Origin of the sequence: Stenotrophomonas sp. MYb57, assembly GCF_002966815.1 — a bacterium.
Lineage (GTDB): Bacteria > Pseudomonadota > Gammaproteobacteria > Xanthomonadales > Xanthomonadaceae > Stenotrophomonas > Stenotrophomonas indicatrix.
This window is the reverse complement of sequence record NZ_CP023271.1, coordinates 3170426-3187269: the sequence shown is the minus strand read 5'-3', so window position 1 is coordinate 3187269 and position 16844 is coordinate 3170426. Positions and strand designations below refer to the sequence as shown.

General features: G+C 67.9%; 13 protein-coding genes. 8 read left to right on the top strand and 5 right to left on the bottom strand.

Annotated elements, in window-relative coordinates; genetic code table 11:
* Positions 1-26: 26 nt before the first annotated feature.
* Positions 27-1202 (bottom strand): serine hydrolase domain-containing protein, encoded by a 1176-nt coding sequence (locus tag CLM74_RS14685; RefSeq protein ID WP_105164400.1) that lies wholly within the window; start codon positions 1200-1202, stop codon positions 27-29.
* 351 nt (positions 1203-1553) lie between these two features.
* Positions 1554-2633 (bottom strand): ribonuclease D, encoded by a 1080-nt coding sequence (gene rnd, locus CLM74_RS14680; protein WP_105164399.1) that lies wholly within the window; start codon positions 2631-2633, stop codon positions 1554-1556.
* An 84-nt stretch (positions 2634-2717) separates the two neighbouring features.
* Here rnd and CLM74_RS14675 point away from each other — a divergent pair, with 84 nt between their 5' ends.
* Both CLM74_RS14675 and CLM74_RS14670 read left to right on the top strand, forming a co-directional pair.
* The gene (locus tag CLM74_RS14675) at positions 2718-4601 is read left to right on the top strand and encodes a formylglycine-generating enzyme family protein (RefSeq protein ID WP_105164398.1); all 1884 of its coding nucleotides are present in this window, start codon (positions 2718-2720) and stop codon (positions 4599-4601) included.
* 102 nt (positions 4602-4703) lie between these two features.
* A complete protein-coding gene (locus tag CLM74_RS14670) occupies positions 4704-5594 on the top strand; it encodes a M48 family metallopeptidase (RefSeq protein WP_025876363.1) in 891 nt (296 codons plus the stop codon).
* Positions 5595-6164: 570 nt separating this feature from the next.
* Here the strand turns inward: CLM74_RS14670 and xseA are convergent.
* Positions 6165-7505, bottom strand: coding sequence for an exodeoxyribonuclease VII large subunit (gene xseA, locus CLM74_RS14665; RefSeq protein WP_032978676.1), 1341 nt, complete (start codon positions 7503-7505; stop codon positions 6165-6167).
* Between the two features lie 45 nt (positions 7506-7550).
* Positions 7551-8621 (bottom strand): tRNA epoxyqueuosine(34) reductase QueG, encoded by a 1071-nt coding sequence (gene queG / locus CLM74_RS14660; protein ID WP_059064679.1) that lies wholly within the window; start codon positions 8619-8621, stop codon positions 7551-7553.
* A gap of 23 nt (positions 8622-8644) precedes the next feature.
* Between queG and CLM74_RS14655 the strand changes: the two genes are divergently transcribed.
* The 6 genes from CLM74_RS14655 to CLM74_RS14630 all read left to right on the top strand — a co-directional run bounded on the left by CLM74_RS14655 (position 8645) and on the right by CLM74_RS14630 (position 16174).
* Positions 8645-10129, top strand: a complete 1485-nt coding sequence (locus tag CLM74_RS14655; protein ID WP_105164397.1) for an NAD(P)H-hydrate dehydratase — start codon at positions 8645-8647, stop codon at positions 10127-10129.
* Positions 10126-10608, top strand: a complete 483-nt coding sequence (tsaE, locus tag CLM74_RS14650; protein ID WP_105164396.1) for a tRNA (adenosine(37)-N6)-threonylcarbamoyltransferase complex ATPase subunit type 1 TsaE — start codon at positions 10126-10128, stop codon at positions 10606-10608. Before CLM74_RS14655 ends, tsaE begins: the two co-directional genes overlap by 4 nt.
* Positions 10609-10690: 82 nt before the next feature.
* Positions 10691-12256 carry an N-acetylmuramoyl-L-alanine amidase gene (locus tag CLM74_RS14645; protein WP_105164395.1) on the top strand — a complete coding sequence of 522 codons (1566 nt, stop codon included), beginning with the start codon at positions 10691-10693 and terminating at the stop codon, positions 12254-12256.
* A gap of 128 nt (positions 12257-12384) precedes the next feature.
* Complete coding sequence (mutL, locus tag CLM74_RS14640; protein ID WP_105164394.1) at positions 12385-14292, top strand: DNA mismatch repair endonuclease MutL; 1908 nt, start codon at positions 12385-12387, stop codon at positions 14290-14292.
* 11 nt (positions 14293-14303) lie between these two features.
* Positions 14304-15233, top strand: a complete 930-nt coding sequence (locus CLM74_RS14635) for a DUF1684 domain-containing protein (RefSeq protein ID WP_105164393.1) — start codon at positions 14304-14306, stop codon at positions 15231-15233.
* Positions 15234-15235: 2 nt separating this feature from the next.
* Complete coding sequence (locus tag CLM74_RS14630) at positions 15236-16174, top strand: TraB/GumN family protein (protein ID WP_105164392.1); 939 nt, start codon at positions 15236-15238, stop codon at positions 16172-16174.
* A gap of 83 nt (positions 16175-16257) precedes the next feature.
* Here the strand turns inward: CLM74_RS14630 and phaR are convergent, their stop codons facing one another.
* Positions 16258-16803, bottom strand: a complete 546-nt coding sequence (phaR, locus tag CLM74_RS14625; protein WP_105165033.1) for a polyhydroxyalkanoate synthesis repressor PhaR — start codon at positions 16801-16803, stop codon at positions 16258-16260.
* Positions 16804-16844: the final 41 nt, after the last annotated feature.

The window sequence follows — 16844 nt, the reverse complement described above, 5'->3', positions numbered from 1 at the left end:
CGCAGGTACAGGGCGTCGCGAGGAGTCTACCTGGCGGCAGGCGCGACAGCAGGGGCCAGTTCAGCGAACAGACCGCCGAGCACGCCCATGGTGGCTGTGTCGGCCCCCATGTCTTCGGCGGCGTTGGCAATGGCGATCACGCCACTGTTCTGTGCGGGGAACAGCACCACCCAGGCCAGCCAGTTGCCATCAGAGCCGCCGTGTACCAGCACCGGGCCCTGACGGCCGGCGATCGCCGGCTGCACGCCCCAGTCCAGACCCGATGGGCTGCCCGGTTGCGCGCTCTGCATCAGCGTGTAGGACGCCGGCGTCAACAGCGTGCCCTTGCCGTGACTGCCGGCGAGCTGGTCGATGGCGAACAGTGCCAGGTCCTGCAGGCGCATGTGCAGGTTGCCGGCGGCGGTGTAGATCGGCGGTACCCCGTCATCGGCTTTCTGCGGCGCCCTGGTCACGGGTTTTCCGCCGCGGTGGCCCAGCGGCTGCCCGGCAGTGGTCGGCCCGAAGCCGGCGCCGGTCATCTGCAGCGGTTGGAACACCTCACGCTGGATCAGCGTTTCCACGTCCTTGCCGGTGGCGCGCTCGGCGATCACCGCTGCGATCAGGAAGCCGCTGTTGCTGTAAGCGAATTCGGTTCCCGGCGGGTGCACCGGCGCCTCTGACAACGCAGCCTTGATGTACGCCTCGCGCTGTACGGGCAGGGCACGCGTGTCAGTGAAGAACGCATCCAGCGCGGCACCATCGGTGAGGTTCTCCGGCAGGCCGGCGCGGTGCGACAGCAGCTGCACCAGCGTGACGTTGCGGTAGGCCGGCTGCATCTGTGCCGCCAGGTCGGGCAGCATCGTCGACAGTGGCGCATCCCATTTCAGCACGCCCTGTTCGACCAGACGCGCGATCATCGCCACGGTGATCGGTTTACCGGTCGAGCCGATCATCCAGGCATCGCCGTTGTTGGCGGCCACTTTTTCATCATTGCGGCGTAAGCCGCTGACGGCCTGCTCGGCGATCCTGCCGTCGCGGATCACCAGCACTCCCATCGCCGGCGTCGTGTTGCCCTGCAACGCCTGTGCGATGCGTGCCTGCAGGTCATCGGCGGCGCTGGCACTGGCAGCGACGCACAGGAGTGAAACGCCCAGCCATCGGCGCAGGTGGCGCATGGCCCGGGAGGAGGGAGCTGCGGTCCATTCGGAGATGATCGTGTGCATGGGAGTCCTTTGCGCAGCAGCGTGGGCAGGACCTGCGCCGACGGCATCGGCCCTGCGGGATGCGTCGTCCACCAGTGCCCTGAGCAGGCGAACGAGGTGACGTGCGATTCACTCTTGCATGCCGCCGATGCGGGCGTATGTGTCTGCAGTCATGCAGGTAAACGGCGCGGCGGGATCACGTTGGCGTGCGTACAGGATCGCGGCGGGCACTGCCCCATGCGGCGATAGGCGCCGGATGGGATTCGAGGGGAAGCAGCGCGAAGTGCCGCGCGTTGCAGGCACGCACCAGATCTTAATGCGATACCGGTGTCGGCCGTCGCCGCGCTGCATGCGCGACGACGGCAGGGGGGCTCAAGCAGCTGGCAACAGCGGTGCCAGCACCGGCTCCAGTTCCTGCTGGCGCCAGCCGGCCAGTGCAGCCGGCCACTGCTGATGCTCCAGATAGCTTTCCAGATGCTTGCGTGAGGCCAGCACGCCGTCGGCAAGGCCGAGCTCGCGGCTGCGTTCGGCCACCGCATCCTGCAGCTTCTTCAGCAGCTGCTTGCTGGCATCGCTGGCCTGCATCGCCAACGGCGCATCGGCTTCGTCGGCCAGCGGCGTGTCCAGCGCCTGCCATACCGCAGCGGCCAGCTTGCGCGGCGCCTTCGGGAACTGTTCGAACAGCTTGCTCACTGCAGCGGCATCGGCTGGCGGGGTGCGTGCCAGGGTGGCGGCCAGTTCGTTGTCCAGGATCCAGCTGCGCGGGCGGTCGCTGGCGCGCGCCTGCACGTCGCGCCAACGCAGCAGGCGCAGCAGGCGGCGCTGCGCGGGCGCGTCCAGGAACTGCGCCGAGCGCATGCCCAGGTGGGGCCAGCGGTCTTCGTCATTTGCCACGCTGGCCAGCAGGCGCTCGCCATCGTCGTGCAGCCACTGCTGGCGCCCCAGCGTTTCCAGCTTGGCGGAGATGGCGTCGTGCATCGCGAACAGATGCTCGACGTCGTCGGCGGCGTACTTCAGCTGGGAGTCCGACAACGGCCTGCGCATCCAGTCAGAGCGGGTTTCGCCCTTTTCCAGTGCCACGCCGGTGATCTCCTGCACCAGCTTCTGGTAGCCCATGCCAGCACCGATGCCAGCCAGCGCGGCGCCAATCTGGGTGTCGAACAACGGACGCGGCAGCACGCCACAGGTCCACTTGAACGCCACCAGGTCTTCGCTGGCGCTATGCATCACCTTGGTGATGGATTCATCGGCCAGCCACGGCGCCAAGGCCTCGGGCATGCCGGGAATCAACGGGTCGATCAGCAGGATGTCCTCGCCGACGGCCATCTGCACCAGCGCCAGCTGTGGCCAGAAGGTGCGTTCACGGATGAATTCGGTATCCAGGCCGACGCGGGTCGGCCGCTGCTGGCGGTATGTGTCCAGCTCGGCGGGGGTGGTGATCCAGGTTGCCACGTGTCAGGGCCTACTACTCGGGTTTGCTCAGGCAGGGGAGAATAGCCTAACGTCGGTCCGCATCCGTGCCGAAGGAGGCCCTGCTTGCGTTTTCTGCTGTCGCCCGCGCTGTTTACCGCCTTGGCCGTGAGCCTGGCCGGTTGCACGCCGTCGCCCCCTGCGCAGACCGCCGGTGCCGCCGCAGCCCAGCCGGCCGATGCCGCACCAGAGGCCGGTCCAGCGCGTGGTACCGGGCGGGGCACGGTGACCATTGCCGGTGACGACGCGGCCGAGGACATCCAGCAGTGGACGCCGCCGCGGGTCGATCGCCAGGGACGTACGCTGGCACAGCTGCGCCGGGCTGCCGACCAGGCATTCGCGCGGGGGCATCTGTATGAAGATGGCGATGCGGCCGTGCCCCTGTGGCTGGCAGTGCAGGAGGAGGAACCCGACGATCGGCAGGCGCGCCTGGGCCTGCAACGCGCGAAACAGAAGCTGCAGCAGCAGGCCGATGCCTTGTTGCAGCGGCCATTGCAGCAGCGTGAGGCGCTGGCCGAAGCCGGGCGCCAGGCGCTGGTGCTGCTGACCCTGGCGCCGAAGGACGAGAAGGTGCGCGCGCTGCAGGGGCGGGTCGAGACCGCGCAGCGCGTGGTCGCCTACAACCGCGCGGGCGAAGACGATCTGCGTGCCGACCGTATCGGCGAAGCGGGTGATGGTGCGATTGGCAACTTCCGTGAGGCACTTGCGCTGGACCCGGCGAATCGTCGCGCGCGGCAGGGCCTGGCAGCTGCGGAAAGTGGGCTGATCCGGCGTGCCGAGGATGCCGCGCGTATCCGCGATTTCGCCAGTGCCGGCGCGTGGTTGGCAGAAGCCAGCAAGGTAAGGGATTCGTCACCGACCATCGCCGATGCGTTCGAGCGCATCGAGCAGATCCGTGCAGCGGCACTGGTCCAGCTGCGCGATGGCGGCCTGCATGATCTGACCACCCCGCAGGGGCTGAAGCCTGCGCGCGAGAAGCTGGCCGAAGCGTTGCGCATTGCCTTGCCGGGCGACGCGGTGGTGGCGCAGCTGCGCGAACGCATCGAACTGGCCACCCATTACGGCAGCTTCAGGCCGGGGCAGGTGTTCAGCGATGCGCTGCGTGATGGCGGCCGTGGACCGCAGATGATCGTGGTGCCGCATGGTGGATTCCAGATGGGCGCCAGTGATACCGAACCGGGCGCAACCGACGCAGAGCGGCCATCGCACTATGTGCGTTTCGAGCGTGGGTACGCGATGGCGATCACCGAGATCACCGTGGGTGACTTCGAGCGCTATGTGAAGGCGACCAATGCCCGCCCACGTGCGACCCGGCGTGGACATTCGGTGGTCTATGACGAGCGCAGCGGCAATTTCATCCGTCGCAGCGGCGTGGACTGGCGGTCCGACTATGACGGCGGGCGGGCACTGGGCAATTCGCCGGTGATGCACGTGAGCGTTCGTGATGCCGAGAACTACGCGAACTGGCTGTCCGAACAGACCGGCCGCAGCTACCGCCTGCCCAGCGAGGCCGAGTTCGAGTACGCGATGCGTGCCGGCAGCAGTGGCCGCTACCCGTGGGGCGATGCCGGGCTGCCACCGGAAGGCAGTGGCAATTACACCGGCAGCAAGGATGTTTCGCCTTCGGGCAGGCATTGGCACAACGCCTTTGTCGGCTATGGCGATGGTTGGTGGGGACCGGCCCCGGTCGCCAGTTTCCAGGCCAACGCCTTCGGGCTGCATGACATGGGCGGCAATCTGAGCGAGTGGGTGGCCGATTGCTGGCATGCCAGCTATCGGCGCGCGCCGGCTGATGGTGTGGCGTGGTTCAACCCGGGGTGCCGTTCACGGGTGATCCGGGGTGGCAACTGGGCCAACGCGCCGGAGCAGACCCGGGCGGCGTGGCGGCAATCGCAGGATTCGGATACCACCAACGCGCGCATCGGCTTCCGGCTGGTGCGAGGGATCTGACGGGCACGACTGGATCGGCGCCGGTTTCACCCGCCGCAGGCAGGGCCGCACTAAGATTGCGCCGTACCCGCCGGCCGGCGGGGTCAGCCGGAAGACCAGCCGATGCGCAACGATCCTTTTTCCCGCTCGCCGCAGCAGCGGCGTGGCCTGTTCGGCAACATCCGCTGGTGGGTGCTGCTGCTGGCCGCCGGCTACGCGGCGTTCTACTGGTTCTCCAACCGTGCGGTCGATCCCTATACCGGCGAGAAGGTGCTGATCGACAGCAGCCTGGACGCCAGCCAGGAGAAGGCGCTGGGCCTGCAGGCCTACCAGCAGATCCTGTCGCAGGAACGCCCTTTGGGCCCGAATGAACAGGTCTCGCGCGACGTCCGCGCGATTGCCGAGCGACTGATCGCCAAGGTGGATGTGGTCGAAACCGCGTTGGCGCAGGAACACGGGTTGCAGCCGGCACACTTCGCACGCGATTTCGAGTGGGAAGTGAACGTGATTCCGTCCGAGCAGGCCAATGCTTTCTGCCTGCCCGGTGGCAAGATGGCGGTCTACACGGGGCTGATTCCGGTGGCGCGCACCCGCGATGCGATGGCGGTGGTGATGGGCCATGAGATCGCCCATGCATTGCTGCGCCATGGTGCACAGCGCATGGCCCAGCAGAAGCTGACCCAGATCGGCCAGGTAGCCGGCGCCGCCAGTGGCATGGATGCGCAGCAGCAGCAGATGATGATGTCGGCGATGGGCTATGGTTATCTGTTGCCGTACGCGCGCAGCCACGAGACGCAGGCCGATGAAGTGGGCCTGATGCTGGCGGCCGCGGCGTGCTTCGACCCGCGCGAGGCGGTGCCGCTGTGGCAGCGCATGGGCCAGGCCGGTGGTGGCCAGTCGCCGCCGGAGTTCGCCTCGACCCACCCCAATCCGGGTACCCGTATCCAGAACCTGCAGGCGTTGATGCCGAAGGCACTGGAGTATCGGCAGAAGTTCTGCGAGCAGGCCAGGTAAAGGGTGGTTCGGCAGGGCTGCGCCCTGCACCTGCCGAAGCGGTAGTGCCGGCCGCTGGCCGGCAACCTCAACAGCAACAGCTGGCTTCCTGTGGGATGGCGGGGTGGGTCCGGTTGCGGGGGACGCCGTGAACCCGTCCATGGGGGCTTGGCAGCCGCATCCATGCGGCTGACACCCCGCAACCGGACCCACCCCGCCTTCGACAGATTTCGCGATCTGTCGGAACGGCATGGCCTGCCCTTGGTGGGTGTCGACCTTGGTCGACACGGTAGATCCACGCCATGCGTGGATGCATTTCGATCAATTGTCGAAATATTCGATCTCGATGGAGATTCATTCACGCATGGCATGGATGTACCAACCGCCACCGGGAAACTCTCGAAGGCGGGGTGGGTCCGGTTGCGGGGGCGTAAGCGCCATGGATGGCGCGACCGAGCTTACATGGACGTACTTGCAGCGTCCCCCGCAACCGGGCCCACCCCGCCATCCCTCAGGAAACCCGCTTCTGCCGTTGCTTCGGCTGTTGCCGTTGCTTCTGCGGGTGCAGGGCGCAGCCCTGCCGAACACCCCTTACTTGACCGCAGTCACCTGTACGTCGATCACGCCGTCGCCGACCCGGGCCTGCAGTGCGTCACCCGGTTGTACCTGCTCGATCCGGCGCACCAGCGCGCCATCGTCTGCACGGGTCACGATGCTGTAGCCACGCGCGACGGTCGCCAGCGGACTGACCGCTTCCAGCGAACGTGCAAGGCCACGCAGGCGCAGCGCATCACGCTGCAGCAGGCGCTGCAGCGCCGCTTGTGGGCGCCCGCCCAACGCGGCAAGGCGACGTCGCAGCGCCTCCATCTGCCGCTGCGGATGATGGCCCCGCAACACTGCGGCAGCGTGGCGCAAACGGGCTGCGCGACGCTCCTGCTGCTGGTTGTGCGCCGCATGCAAGCGACGTCCGAGGTCCAGCTGACGACGGCGCAGTAGATCCAGTCGTGCCTGCGGACTCTGTGCGTTCAAGCGCAGCAGGGCGCGATCAGCGCGCTGCATGGCCTGCTGCATGGCGTGGCGTTGCAGCTGCACCATGCGAGCCGCGTTGCGGCGCAGGCGCAGGGCCAGGTCGCGCTGATCGGGTACCAGCAGTTCCGCGGCCACCGATGGCGTAGGCGCGCGCAGGTCAGCAGCGAAATCGCTGAGACTGAAGTCGGTTTCGTGACCCACCGCCGAGACCACCGGCGTGCCGCTGGCGGCGATTGCGCGGGCCAGCGCTTCATCGTTGAAGGCCCACAGATCTTCCAGCGAGCCACCACCACGGGTCAGCAGGATCACGTCGTAGCGACCGCTGGCATCGGCGGCCTGCAGCAGGCGGGTGATCTGTGCGGCAGCGGTTGCGCCCTGTACCAGGGTCGGCAGCAGATCCACTTCCAGCAACGGGAAGCGGCGGCCGAGCACGCTCAGCACATCGCGCACGGCGGCACCGGTGGGCGAGGTGATCACCGCCAGGCGCTGCACGTGGGCCGGCATCTGCCGCTTGCGGGCCGGGTCGAACAGTCCCTCGGCTTCCAGCCGCGCCTTCAGTTCCTCGAACGCGCGACGCAGCGCGCCTTCGCCGGCTTCCTCCATGTGGTCCAGCACCATCTGGTACTCGCCACGGGCGTCGTACAGGGTCACCTTGCCGCGCACCAGCACGCGCATGCCCTCGCGCGGCACGAACTTCAGGTACTGCGCCTTCATCCTGAACATCGCAGCGCGCAACTGTGCACGCGCGTCCTTCAGGGTGAAATACAGATGGCCGGACGCCGGCCGCGCCACGCTGCCCAGTTCGGCTTCCACCCAGATTGCCGGGAAGCTGCCTTCCAGCAGGTCGCGCGCCAGGGTGTTGAGCTGGCTGGGGGTGAAGACGTCGTTGTTGCGTGGCTGCATGGTGACGGCGTGGGGCAGATGGAGCAGGGGGCTCAGGATCGCACGTCAGCGCTGGCCGTGCTGGGCCAGTGCCCATTGCACGTGTTCGCGGACTACGGGTGAAGCAGCCTCGGCGCGCGTCTGCAGCGCCGACAGCGTCTCTGCCGTGGTTGGCGCATTGCCCAGCGCCACGGCGATGTTGCGCAGCCAGCGCTCATGGCCACTGCGGCGGATCGGGCTGCCTTCGGTACGGCGCAGGAATTCAGCTTCGTCCCAGGCGAACAACTGGTCCAGGCGTGCGGTGTCCAGGTTGTTGCGGGCGCGGAAGTCAGCTTCGTCGGTGCGCTTGGCGAACTTGTTCCAGGGGCAGACCAGCTGGCAGTCGTCGCAGCCATAGATGCGGTTGCCGATCAGCGGTCGCATCTCCACTGGAATCGCACCGTCATGCTCGATGGTCAGGTAGGAGATGCAGCGGCGCGCATCCAGCCGCTGCGGGGCGGTGATGGCCTGGGTCGGGCAGACGTCGATGCAGCGCGTACAGGTGCCGCAGTGCGCGCTGGCCGGCGTGTCGATCGGCAGCGGCAGGTCGATGTAGATCTCGCCGATGAAGAACCACGAGCCGCCGTGGCGGTCGATCAGGCAGGTGTGCTTGCCGATCCAGCCCAGCCCCGCGTTGCGTGCCAGCGCGCGTTCCAGCACTGGCGCCGAATCGACGAAGACGCGGTAGCCCAGCGGCGCCACTTCATCGTTGATCTGCGTGGCCAGCTTCTGCAGGCGGTTGCGCATCAGCTTGTGGTAATCGCGGCCGAGCGCGTAGCGGGCGACGTAGGCGCGCCCCGGATCGGCCAGGGTCGCCCACGCTTCGGTGTCGTCCCTGTGGCTGTAGTCCATGCCCACCGAGATCACCCGCACGGTGCCGGGAAGCAGCTCTGCCGGGCGCGCGCGCAGGGTGCCGTGGCGTGCCATCCAGTCCATCGTGCCGTACAGGCCCTGGCCCAGCCAGTCGGCCAGGTGCGCCTCGTCCTCGCCCAGTTCGATGCCGGCGATACCGCAGCGCTGGAAGCCATGCGCGCGCGCCAGATCGCGGATGCGCTGTACGGCCAGGGCCGGATCGAGGGGGGCAGGGACGGGGGACATGTGCACCAGTATAAAATCCCCGCATGGCCAACCTCGCCGATCTGTTCGATTCCCGTGCCGCACGCACACTCGATGCCCAGGCCTCCGCGCTGGCGGGCGATGGTGGCTGGGGCCTGATGGCCCAGGCGGGCCAGGCGGCCTGGCAGAGCCTGCTGCAGCACTGGCCGCAGGCGAGGCGGATCGGCGTGGTGGTTGGCAGCGGCAACAATGGCGGCGATGGCTATGTGCTGGCCTGTCATGCGCTGGAGGCCGGGCGGCAGGTGCAGCTGATCGCGCTGCCGGGCAGCCCACCTTCCACGGCGTTGGCGCAGCGCGCCGCAGCGGATTTCAGGTCCGCCGGCGGCACCGTCACTGATTTCAACGGCGAACTGGCCCAGGCCGATCTATGGGTCGATGCCCTGTTCGGCCTTGGCTTCTCCCGGGCACCAGAGGGCGCGGCACTGGCCTTGATCGAGGCGCTGAACGCGCAGCAGGCGCCGGTGTTGGCGTTGGACGTACCCAGCGGTGTCGACGCCGACCATGGCTGCGTGCCGGGCGCAGCCGTACGCGCGGCCCTGACAGTGCAGTTCATCGTCGCCCACCGCGGCCTGTACACCGGCGATGCACTGGAATACACCGGGCGCAGGCACCTGGCACCACTGGCGCTGGCCGATGCGGCCTGGCAGGGTGTCGTCGCTGCTGCAGAGTGCTGGACGCAGTCGCGCCTGCCGGATCTGCTGCCGCCGCGCCGTGCCAACAGCCACAAGGGTGAATCCGGCCACGTGCTGTGCGTGGGCGGCAACCATAGCAGCGGCGGTGCCATCGCGATGGCCGCCGAAGCTGCGCTGCGTGCTGGCGCGGGCCTGCTGAGCATCGGCACCCGCCGCGACCATGTCGGCCCGCTGCTGGCGAGGTTGCCTGAAGCGATGACGCACGCGCTGGAAGATGGCTCAGCGCTGCCGGCGTTGCTGGCAAAAGCCAGGGTGGTGGCGATCGGCCCGGGCCTGGGCCAGGACGAATGGGCGCGCGCGCTGTATGCGCGTGTGCTGCAGTCAGGCCTGCCGCTGGTGATCGACGCCGATGCGTTGAACCTGCTGGCGCAGGATGCCCATGCGCTGCCCGATGCGATCCTGACCCCGCACCCCGGCGAAGCCGCGCGCCTGCTGGAAACCACCACGGCGGCAGTCCAGGCCGATCGCTATGCCAGCGCGCAGGCGCTGGCCGAGCGCTATCACGCAGTGGTGGTGCTGAAGGGGGCGGGCAGCATCGTCGCCGCGCCCGGCCATGCACCGCGACTGATTGCGGCCGGCAACCCGGGAATGGCGGTGGGTGGCATGGGCGACCTGTTGACCGGCATCATCGCCAGCCTGCGCGCGCAGGGCCTGCCTGCGTTCGATGCGGCGGCAGGCGGTACGCTGCTGCATGCCCTGGCCGGCGATGTCGCCGCCGCCGACGGTGCCCGCGGCCTGCTTCCCACTGATCTGCTGGCGCCCCTGCGGCGGCTGGCCAACCCGGAACGTTCCCGATGACCGAATTCTTCCTTGCCGACAGCAACGCCACCGAACTGCTGGGGCAATGGCTGGCAGCCACCCGTCCGCCGCAGGCGCTGGTCGAGCTGCGCGGCGATCTTGGCGCCGGCAAATCGACCACGGCGCGCGCGCTGTTGCGGGCGCTGGGCGTGCAGGGGGCGATCCGCAGCCCCACCTATACTCTGGTCGAGCGCTATCCGTTGTCCAGTGGCGGCGAGGCCTGGCACATGGACCTGTATCGCATCGGCCAGGCCGGCGAGCTGGATTTCCTCGGGCTGGACGAGGGCAGTGCCGTGCTGTGGCTGGTCGAATGGCCAGAGCGCGGTGCCGGTGCGCTGCCGCCAACCGATCTGGTGGTCGCACTGGAGATTGAAGGTCAGGGGCGTCACGTGCGTCTCACTGGCATCAGCGACACGGGACGTGAATGGCTGCAGCGGCTTCCCGAAGGTGGCGACTTGCAGGCCCTTTCTGTCGGCTGACGAGAACAAACACCGGCAGGTTACGGATTATTAAGGAAAAAGGTGTTGCATTCCGTTCAGTGCGGTGATTGAATCCTGAGTCATGCGCCCGGGGAATCGACTCATTGCCATCTGTGCCGCCGTCGGACTTGGTCTGGCGAGCGTCAGTGCGTGGGCCGGTGAGGTCCGCCAGGTGCTGCTCAATACCGGTGCGACCGGAACCCGCGCGGAAATCGCCCTGGTCGGCAGTGGTGGCTACAAGACCCTGTCGCTGGCCGGTCCGAACCGGCTGGTGGTCGATTTCCCTGATTCCAGCGCGGTGCGCAACCTGAAGATGCCGTCGCCGCAGGGCGTGGTGACTGCGGTGCGCACCGGGCAGCCGGTGCCGGGCACTTTCCGTGTCGTATTCGACCTGGCCGAGACGGTCGCCCCCTTCCGCCCGCAGATGCAGCGCGAAGGCAATGAGTCCAAGCTGGTGATCGAGTGGCCGGGCGATGGCCCGGCCGTGGCCGCCAGTCGCCCCGCGCCGACGCAGCCGCCAGCGGCATCTTCGGTGAGTCCGGCTGCGGTCCCGGGCCCGACCCCGGCACAAACCGCACAGTCCCGTGGTGATGCCGCGCGAGCCACTGCGCTGTTGACCGCGCAGGTCCAGCAGCAGGCCAGTGCCAGCGCAGCGGCACCCGCCGCGCCGACGCCGGCACCCAGCACCACCCCGGTGCAGATGGCGGCAGCAGGTACCACCGCCAGCAGCACCCCGACGTCGTCGCCGGCAGCCATCCTGGCTGGTCAGGCCACCACTGCAGTTGTGGCCACCCAGCCGAAGCCGGTGCCGACACCTGTTGCGCCGACCGAGTCGCCGCGTCCGACCATGCCCAGCGATGCCTCGCGCATCCGCATGCAGCCGGGCATGCGTTACCTGGTGGTGGCGATCGATCCGGGCCATGGCGGCCAGGATCCGGGCGCCATCGGCCCGACCGGCAAGCGCGAGAAGGATGTCACTCTGGCGGTGGCGCGTGAACTGGCTCGCCAGGTCAACGCCACGCCTGGCCTGAAAGCCTTCCTCACCCGCGACAGCGATGTGTTCATCCCGCTGCCGATGCGTGCGCAGAAGGCGCGTGCGAACAAGGCCGACATCTTCATTTCGATCCATGCCGACGCCGCCGAAAACCGCTCGGCCACCGGTTCGTCGGTGTATGTGCTGTCGACCAAGGGCGCGTCTTCGCAGCGTGCACGCTGGCTGGCGGACAAGGAAAACGCCGCCGATCTGGTCGGTGGCGTGCGCCTGCAGCAGACCGAAGGCACGCTGGCCAACGTTCTGCTGGACCTGGCCCAGAGCGGTTACATGAAATCCTCCGAGGACGCAGCCGGGCACGTGCTGGGCGGCCTGAAGCGTATCGGCAACAACCACAAGCCGAACATCGAGCGCGCCAACTTCGCCGTGCTGCGCACTTCGGACATGCCGGCGATGCTGGTGGAAACCGCGTTCATCTCCAACCCGGATGAAGAGCGCCGCCTGATCGACCCGGCCTACCAGCGCAAGGTCGCCGGTGCGGTGCTGGATGGCGTGCACACTTTCTTCAGCCGCCAACCGCCGCCGGGCACGTTGTACGCCGCGCGCGCGCAGGCCGAGATCGACGCTGCAAGCACCGTGGCGGGCGGCAGCAAGTAACCCGCTGGATGGCCTGCTTCCGCTGAAGCCAGGCCACGCCTGGCTGGCGCCGCGTACGCTGCATCTCGACTCTATCTGGCGCCGCTCCGCTATCATCGTGGCATGACGTCTGCCTGCCTTGCCTGCCCATGAACGCGCCCGATCCGCGTCCGATCCGGCCGCTGCCGGAAATCCTGATCAACCAGATTGCCGCCGGTGAAGTGGTCGAACGACCCGCATCGGTGGTCAAGGAACTTGTTGAGAACGCGATCGATGCCGGCGCCAGCCGCGTCGATATCGAGTTGGAAGAAGGCGGTGTGCGCCTGATCCGCATCCGCGACAACGGCAGCGGCATTGCCGCAGAACAGTTGCCGCTGGCGGTTTCGCGGCACGCCACCAGCAAGATCGCCAACCTGGATGAGCTGGAAGCAGTGGCCACGCTGGGTTTCCGTGGCGAAGCGCTGCCGTCGATCGCCTCGGTCAGTCGTTTCACCCTGGCCTCGCGCCGTGCCCATGATGAGCACGGTTCGGCACTGCAGATCGAAGGCGGCAAGATCGGCGAGGTGACCCCGCGCGCGCATGCGCCCGGCACCACGGTGGAAGTGCGCGAGCTGTTCTACAACGTGCCGGCGCGGCGCAAGTTCCTGCGCGCCGAGCGCACCGAACTGGGGCATATCGAAGAGTGGCTGCGTTCGTTGGCGCTGGCCCGTCCCGATGTCGAACTGCGCGTCTCGCACAACGGCAAGGCCTCGCGTCGCTACAAGCCGGGCGACCTGTATTCGGACGTGCGCCTGGCCGAGACCCTGGGCGAGGACTTCGCCAACCAGGCCGTGCGCGTGGACCACAGCAGTGCCGGCCTGCGCCTGCATGGCTGGATCGCGCAGCCGCATTATTCGCGCGCCAGCACCGACCAGCAGTACCTGTACGTCAACGGCCGTTCCGTACGTGACCGCAGTGTCGCCCATGCAGTGAAGATGGCCTACGGCGACGTGCTGTACCACGGCCGCCAGCCAGCGTATGTGCTGTTCCTGGAGCTGGACCCGACGCGCGTTGATGTGAACGTGCATCCGGCCAAGCACGAGGTGCGCTTCCGCGATTCGCGGCTGGTGCATGACTTCGTCTACCGCACCCTGAAGGATGCACTGGCCGACACCCGTGCCGGCATGACCGCGCAGGAGATCGGTGCCGGCGCGGCGCATCCGGCCGAAGCCGACCCTGCGGCGGCGATGCCGGGCGCGACGGCGTCCAGCTTCGGCTACGTACGCGGCCCGGCGCCCGGTGCCGGGCAGGGCGGCGGTGGTGGTGGCGGCTTCTCTGGCTGGCGCCCGCAGCAGCCGCTGGGCCTGCAGGTGGCCGACGCACCCGCCGCCTATGCTGCGTTGTATGCGTCGCCAGCGGGTGCCGAGCGTGGTGCAGTACTGCCGCCGATGCCGATGGAGAACGGATTGCCGGTCACCAGTGCCGACGCCGGCGTACCTCCGCTGGGTTACGCCATTGCCCAGCTGCATGGCATCTACATCCTGGCCGAGAACGCCGAAGGCCTGATCGTGGTCGACATGCATGCGGCGCACGAACGCATCGGCTACGAGCGGTTGAAGAATGCGCACGATGGCATCGGCCTGCAGTCGCAGCCGTTGCTGGTGCCGATCACCCTGGCGGTGGGCGAGCGCGAGGCCGATACCGCCGAGGCGGAGGCCGATACGCTGGCTGCGCTCGGGTTCGAGATCACCCGTGCCGGACCGGGCGCGCTGCACGTGCGCAGCATCCCGGCGCTGCTGGCCCATGCCGAACCCGAAGGCCTGCTGCGCGATGTGCTGACCGACCTGCGCGAGCACGGCCAGAGCCGTCGCATCGCCACTGCGCGCGATGAGCTGCTGTCGACCATGGCCTGCCATGGCGCGGTGCGTGCGAACCGGCGCCTGACCGTGCCGGAAATGAACGCGCTGCTGCGCGACATGGAAATCACCGAGCGGTCCGGCCAGTGCAACCACGGCCGACCGACCTGGGCCCGTTTTTCGCTGGCGGAGATCGACCGCTGGTTCCTGCGCGGACGTTGAGGGGAGCACCGATGCGATTTTGCCGAATGGGCAGCCTGCTGGCGGCCCTGTTGTTGGTGGCCTGCAGCCCGGCACCCACGCCGGCACCGGCCGCCGTTGAGGATCCGGCCTTCGCCGCACAGCAACAGCAATGGCGGGTGCTGCGCTACCAGGACCTGACCCGGCCCGATGGCTGGACCGCGCTGGTCGGCCTGCACTGGTTGCAGAACCGATCGCACTTCGTCGGCAGCGGCGACACCAGCGGCATCCGCCTGGCGGTGGGGCCGGCCAAGCTGGGCCTGCTGCGCCGTGAAGGCGACCATTGGTGGTTCACGCCGGAGTCCGGCACGGATGTCACCCTTGATGGACAGCCCGTGCGCGGGCGTGTGCGCATGGATACCGACAAGGATCCGCAGCCGACCCTGCTGGCCTTCGATGGTGGCAAGGGCCAGCTCGGCCTGATCCGTCGCGGCCCGCGTGACGCACTGCGGGTCAAGCATGCCGATGCACCGGCGCGCCGCGATTTCGCCGGCCTGCAGTACTGGCCCGGTGGCCCGCAATGGCAGGTGCAGGCGCGCTTCATCGCGCATCCGCCAGGCAAGACCCTGCCGATCGTGGACATCACCGGCCTGACCACCGAGATGCCCAACGCCGGTGCCGTGGAATTCGATCGCGACGGCCGCAGCTGGCGGCTGGAAGCGATCGGCGAACCGGGGCAGCCGCTGTTCCTGATTTTTGCCGACCGTACCAGTGGCCACGGCAGCTACCCTGCCGGCCGCTATCTGGATACCGATGCGCCCACGGCCGACGGCCACGTGACGATCGACTTCAACCACGCCCACAACCCACCGTGCGCGTTCACCGCCTATGCGACCTGTCCGTTGGCGCCGCCGGAAAACCGCCTGGACCTGCGCGTGGAAGCGGGTGAAAAGACGTATCACCTGCCTGAAGGAGAGGGTTGAACATGTTGATGAAACTGTTGCTGCGCAGTGCCGTTTTTCTCGTTGCCTGCGCGGCCGGCCCGTTGGCCATCGCGCGCGATGCGCCGGCCGAAGCCACGGCCGGTAAGCCGCCGGTGCCGCTGCTGTGGAAGGTCACCGGGCAGGGAGATGCACGCCTGTACCTGCTGGGTTCCTTCCATCTGTTGAAGCCGCAGGACTATCCACTGTCGACCGAGGTCGAGCAGGCATTCGAAGCCTCGCAGCGTGTGCTGTTCGAAGTGACCCCTGAGGAACTGCAGTCGCCGCAGATGGCCAGCCAGATGGTGCAGGTGGCTACCCGCAAGGACGGCAGCGAACTCAAGCGTGACCTGGATGCGCCGACCTGGCAGAAGCTGCAGGCCTATGCGACGCAGAACAAATTGCCATTGGCGCAGTTGCAGGGCATGAAAGCGTGGTTCGTCGGCCTGACCATCACCGTCGGGCAGATGCAGAAACTCGGCCTGGACCCGGAGCTGGGGCTGGACCGGCACTTCATGCAGCGGGCGCAGAAGGCCGGCAAGAAGACCGCAGGCCTGGAAGACATGTCCAGCCAGATCAACCTGCTTGATGGCATGAGCGTGCAGGAGCAGCGGCAGATGCTGTCCGAGGCCCTGGACGAAGCGGGCAAGGGGGACGCACAGGCGCAGATGCTGCATGAGGCCTGGCGCCGCGGCGACGATCGCCTGCTGTGGAGCCGGATGGGCGTGGAGATGCGCCAGAAGTATCCGCAGCTGTACCAGCGCATCAATACCGACCGCAACGATGCGTGGGTGCCCAAGCTGCTGCCGTACCTGCAGGCCGGGCAGGGCGGCACGCTGGTGGTGGTGGGCGGCCTGCACCTGCTGGGCAACGACGGCGTGGTCGAGAAGCTGCGGGCGAAGGGGTACAAGGTCGAGCGGGTCTGCAAGGGCTGCAGGAAGTAGAACCACGCTCCGCGTAGAGGCGTTCAAAACAGAACGGCGCGCTCATGGCGCGCCGTTTTCGTATCCGCCGGGGCGGGGGGGGCTCAGCGGCGGGTCTTACCGCCGGTGCCGGTGCCGCCGGTCGGATCGTTCGGCTTGCCGGCCGTACCCGCGCTGGTGCCCGTTCCGGTGCCGCCCGGACGCGGGCCACCGAAACCGCTGCCCATGTTGCGCTGGAACTCCTGCCACAACTCCAGGTTGCGCTCGGTCAGCTGGTTCATCATCGCCCACGGCGTCTGCCCCAGCAGGTTGCCCATCTGCTGGCGGAACTGCTGCTGCTGGTCGAGGAAGACCTGCATGCTGCGCTCCAGGTAGTTGCCCATGAAGCCCTGCAGGGAATCGCCGTAGAAGCGGATCAGCTGGCTCAGCAGCTGGGTGGAGAGCATCGGTTCACCGTCCTGTTCCTGGTCGGCGATGATCTGCAGCAGGACCGATCGGGTCAGGTCGTCGCCGCTCTTGGCGTCGCGGACTTCGAAGTCCTCGCCGTCGAGGATCAGCTGGCGCACATCCTCGATGGTGATGTAGCTGGAGATCTCGGTGTCGTACAGACGGCGGTTCGGATACTTCTTGATGATGCGGGTCGCAGCCATGAAGCGGTACTCGTCACAGTAGACGCGCAGCATGGCGCAGT

Coding starts and splice junctions, on each gene's coding strand:
- CLM74_RS14685 (WP_105164400.1), bottom strand. CDS start 1,202: ATGCACACGATCATCTCCGAATGGACCGCAGCTCCCTCCTCCCGGGCC.
- CLM74_RS14670 (WP_025876363.1), top strand. CDS start 4,704: ATGCGCAACGATCCTTTTTCCCGCTCGCCGCAGCAGCGGCGTGGCCTG.
- xseA (WP_032978676.1), bottom strand. CDS start 7,505: ATGCAGCCACGCAACAACGACGTCTTCACCCCCAGCCAGCTCAACACC.
- queG (WP_059064679.1), bottom strand. CDS start 8,621: ATGTCCCCCGTCCCTGCCCCCCTCGATCCGGCCCTGGCCGTACAGCGC.
- CLM74_RS14655 (WP_105164397.1), top strand. CDS start 8,645: ATGGCCAACCTCGCCGATCTGTTCGATTCCCGTGCCGCACGCACACTC.
- tsaE (WP_105164396.1), top strand. CDS start 10,126: ATGACCGAATTCTTCCTTGCCGACAGCAACGCCACCGAACTGCTGGGG.
- CLM74_RS14645 (WP_105164395.1), top strand. CDS start 10,691: ATGCGCCCGGGGAATCGACTCATTGCCATCTGTGCCGCCGTCGGACTT.
- mutL (WP_105164394.1), top strand. CDS start 12,385: ATGAACGCGCCCGATCCGCGTCCGATCCGGCCGCTGCCGGAAATCCTG.
- CLM74_RS14635 (WP_105164393.1), top strand. CDS start 14,304: ATGCGATTTTGCCGAATGGGCAGCCTGCTGGCGGCCCTGTTGTTGGTG.
- CLM74_RS14630 (WP_105164392.1), top strand. CDS start 15,236: ATGTTGATGAAACTGTTGCTGCGCAGTGCCGTTTTTCTCGTTGCCTGC.
- phaR (WP_105165033.1), bottom strand. CDS start 16,803: ATGGCTGCGACCCGCATCATCAAGAAGTATCCGAACCGCCGTCTGTAC.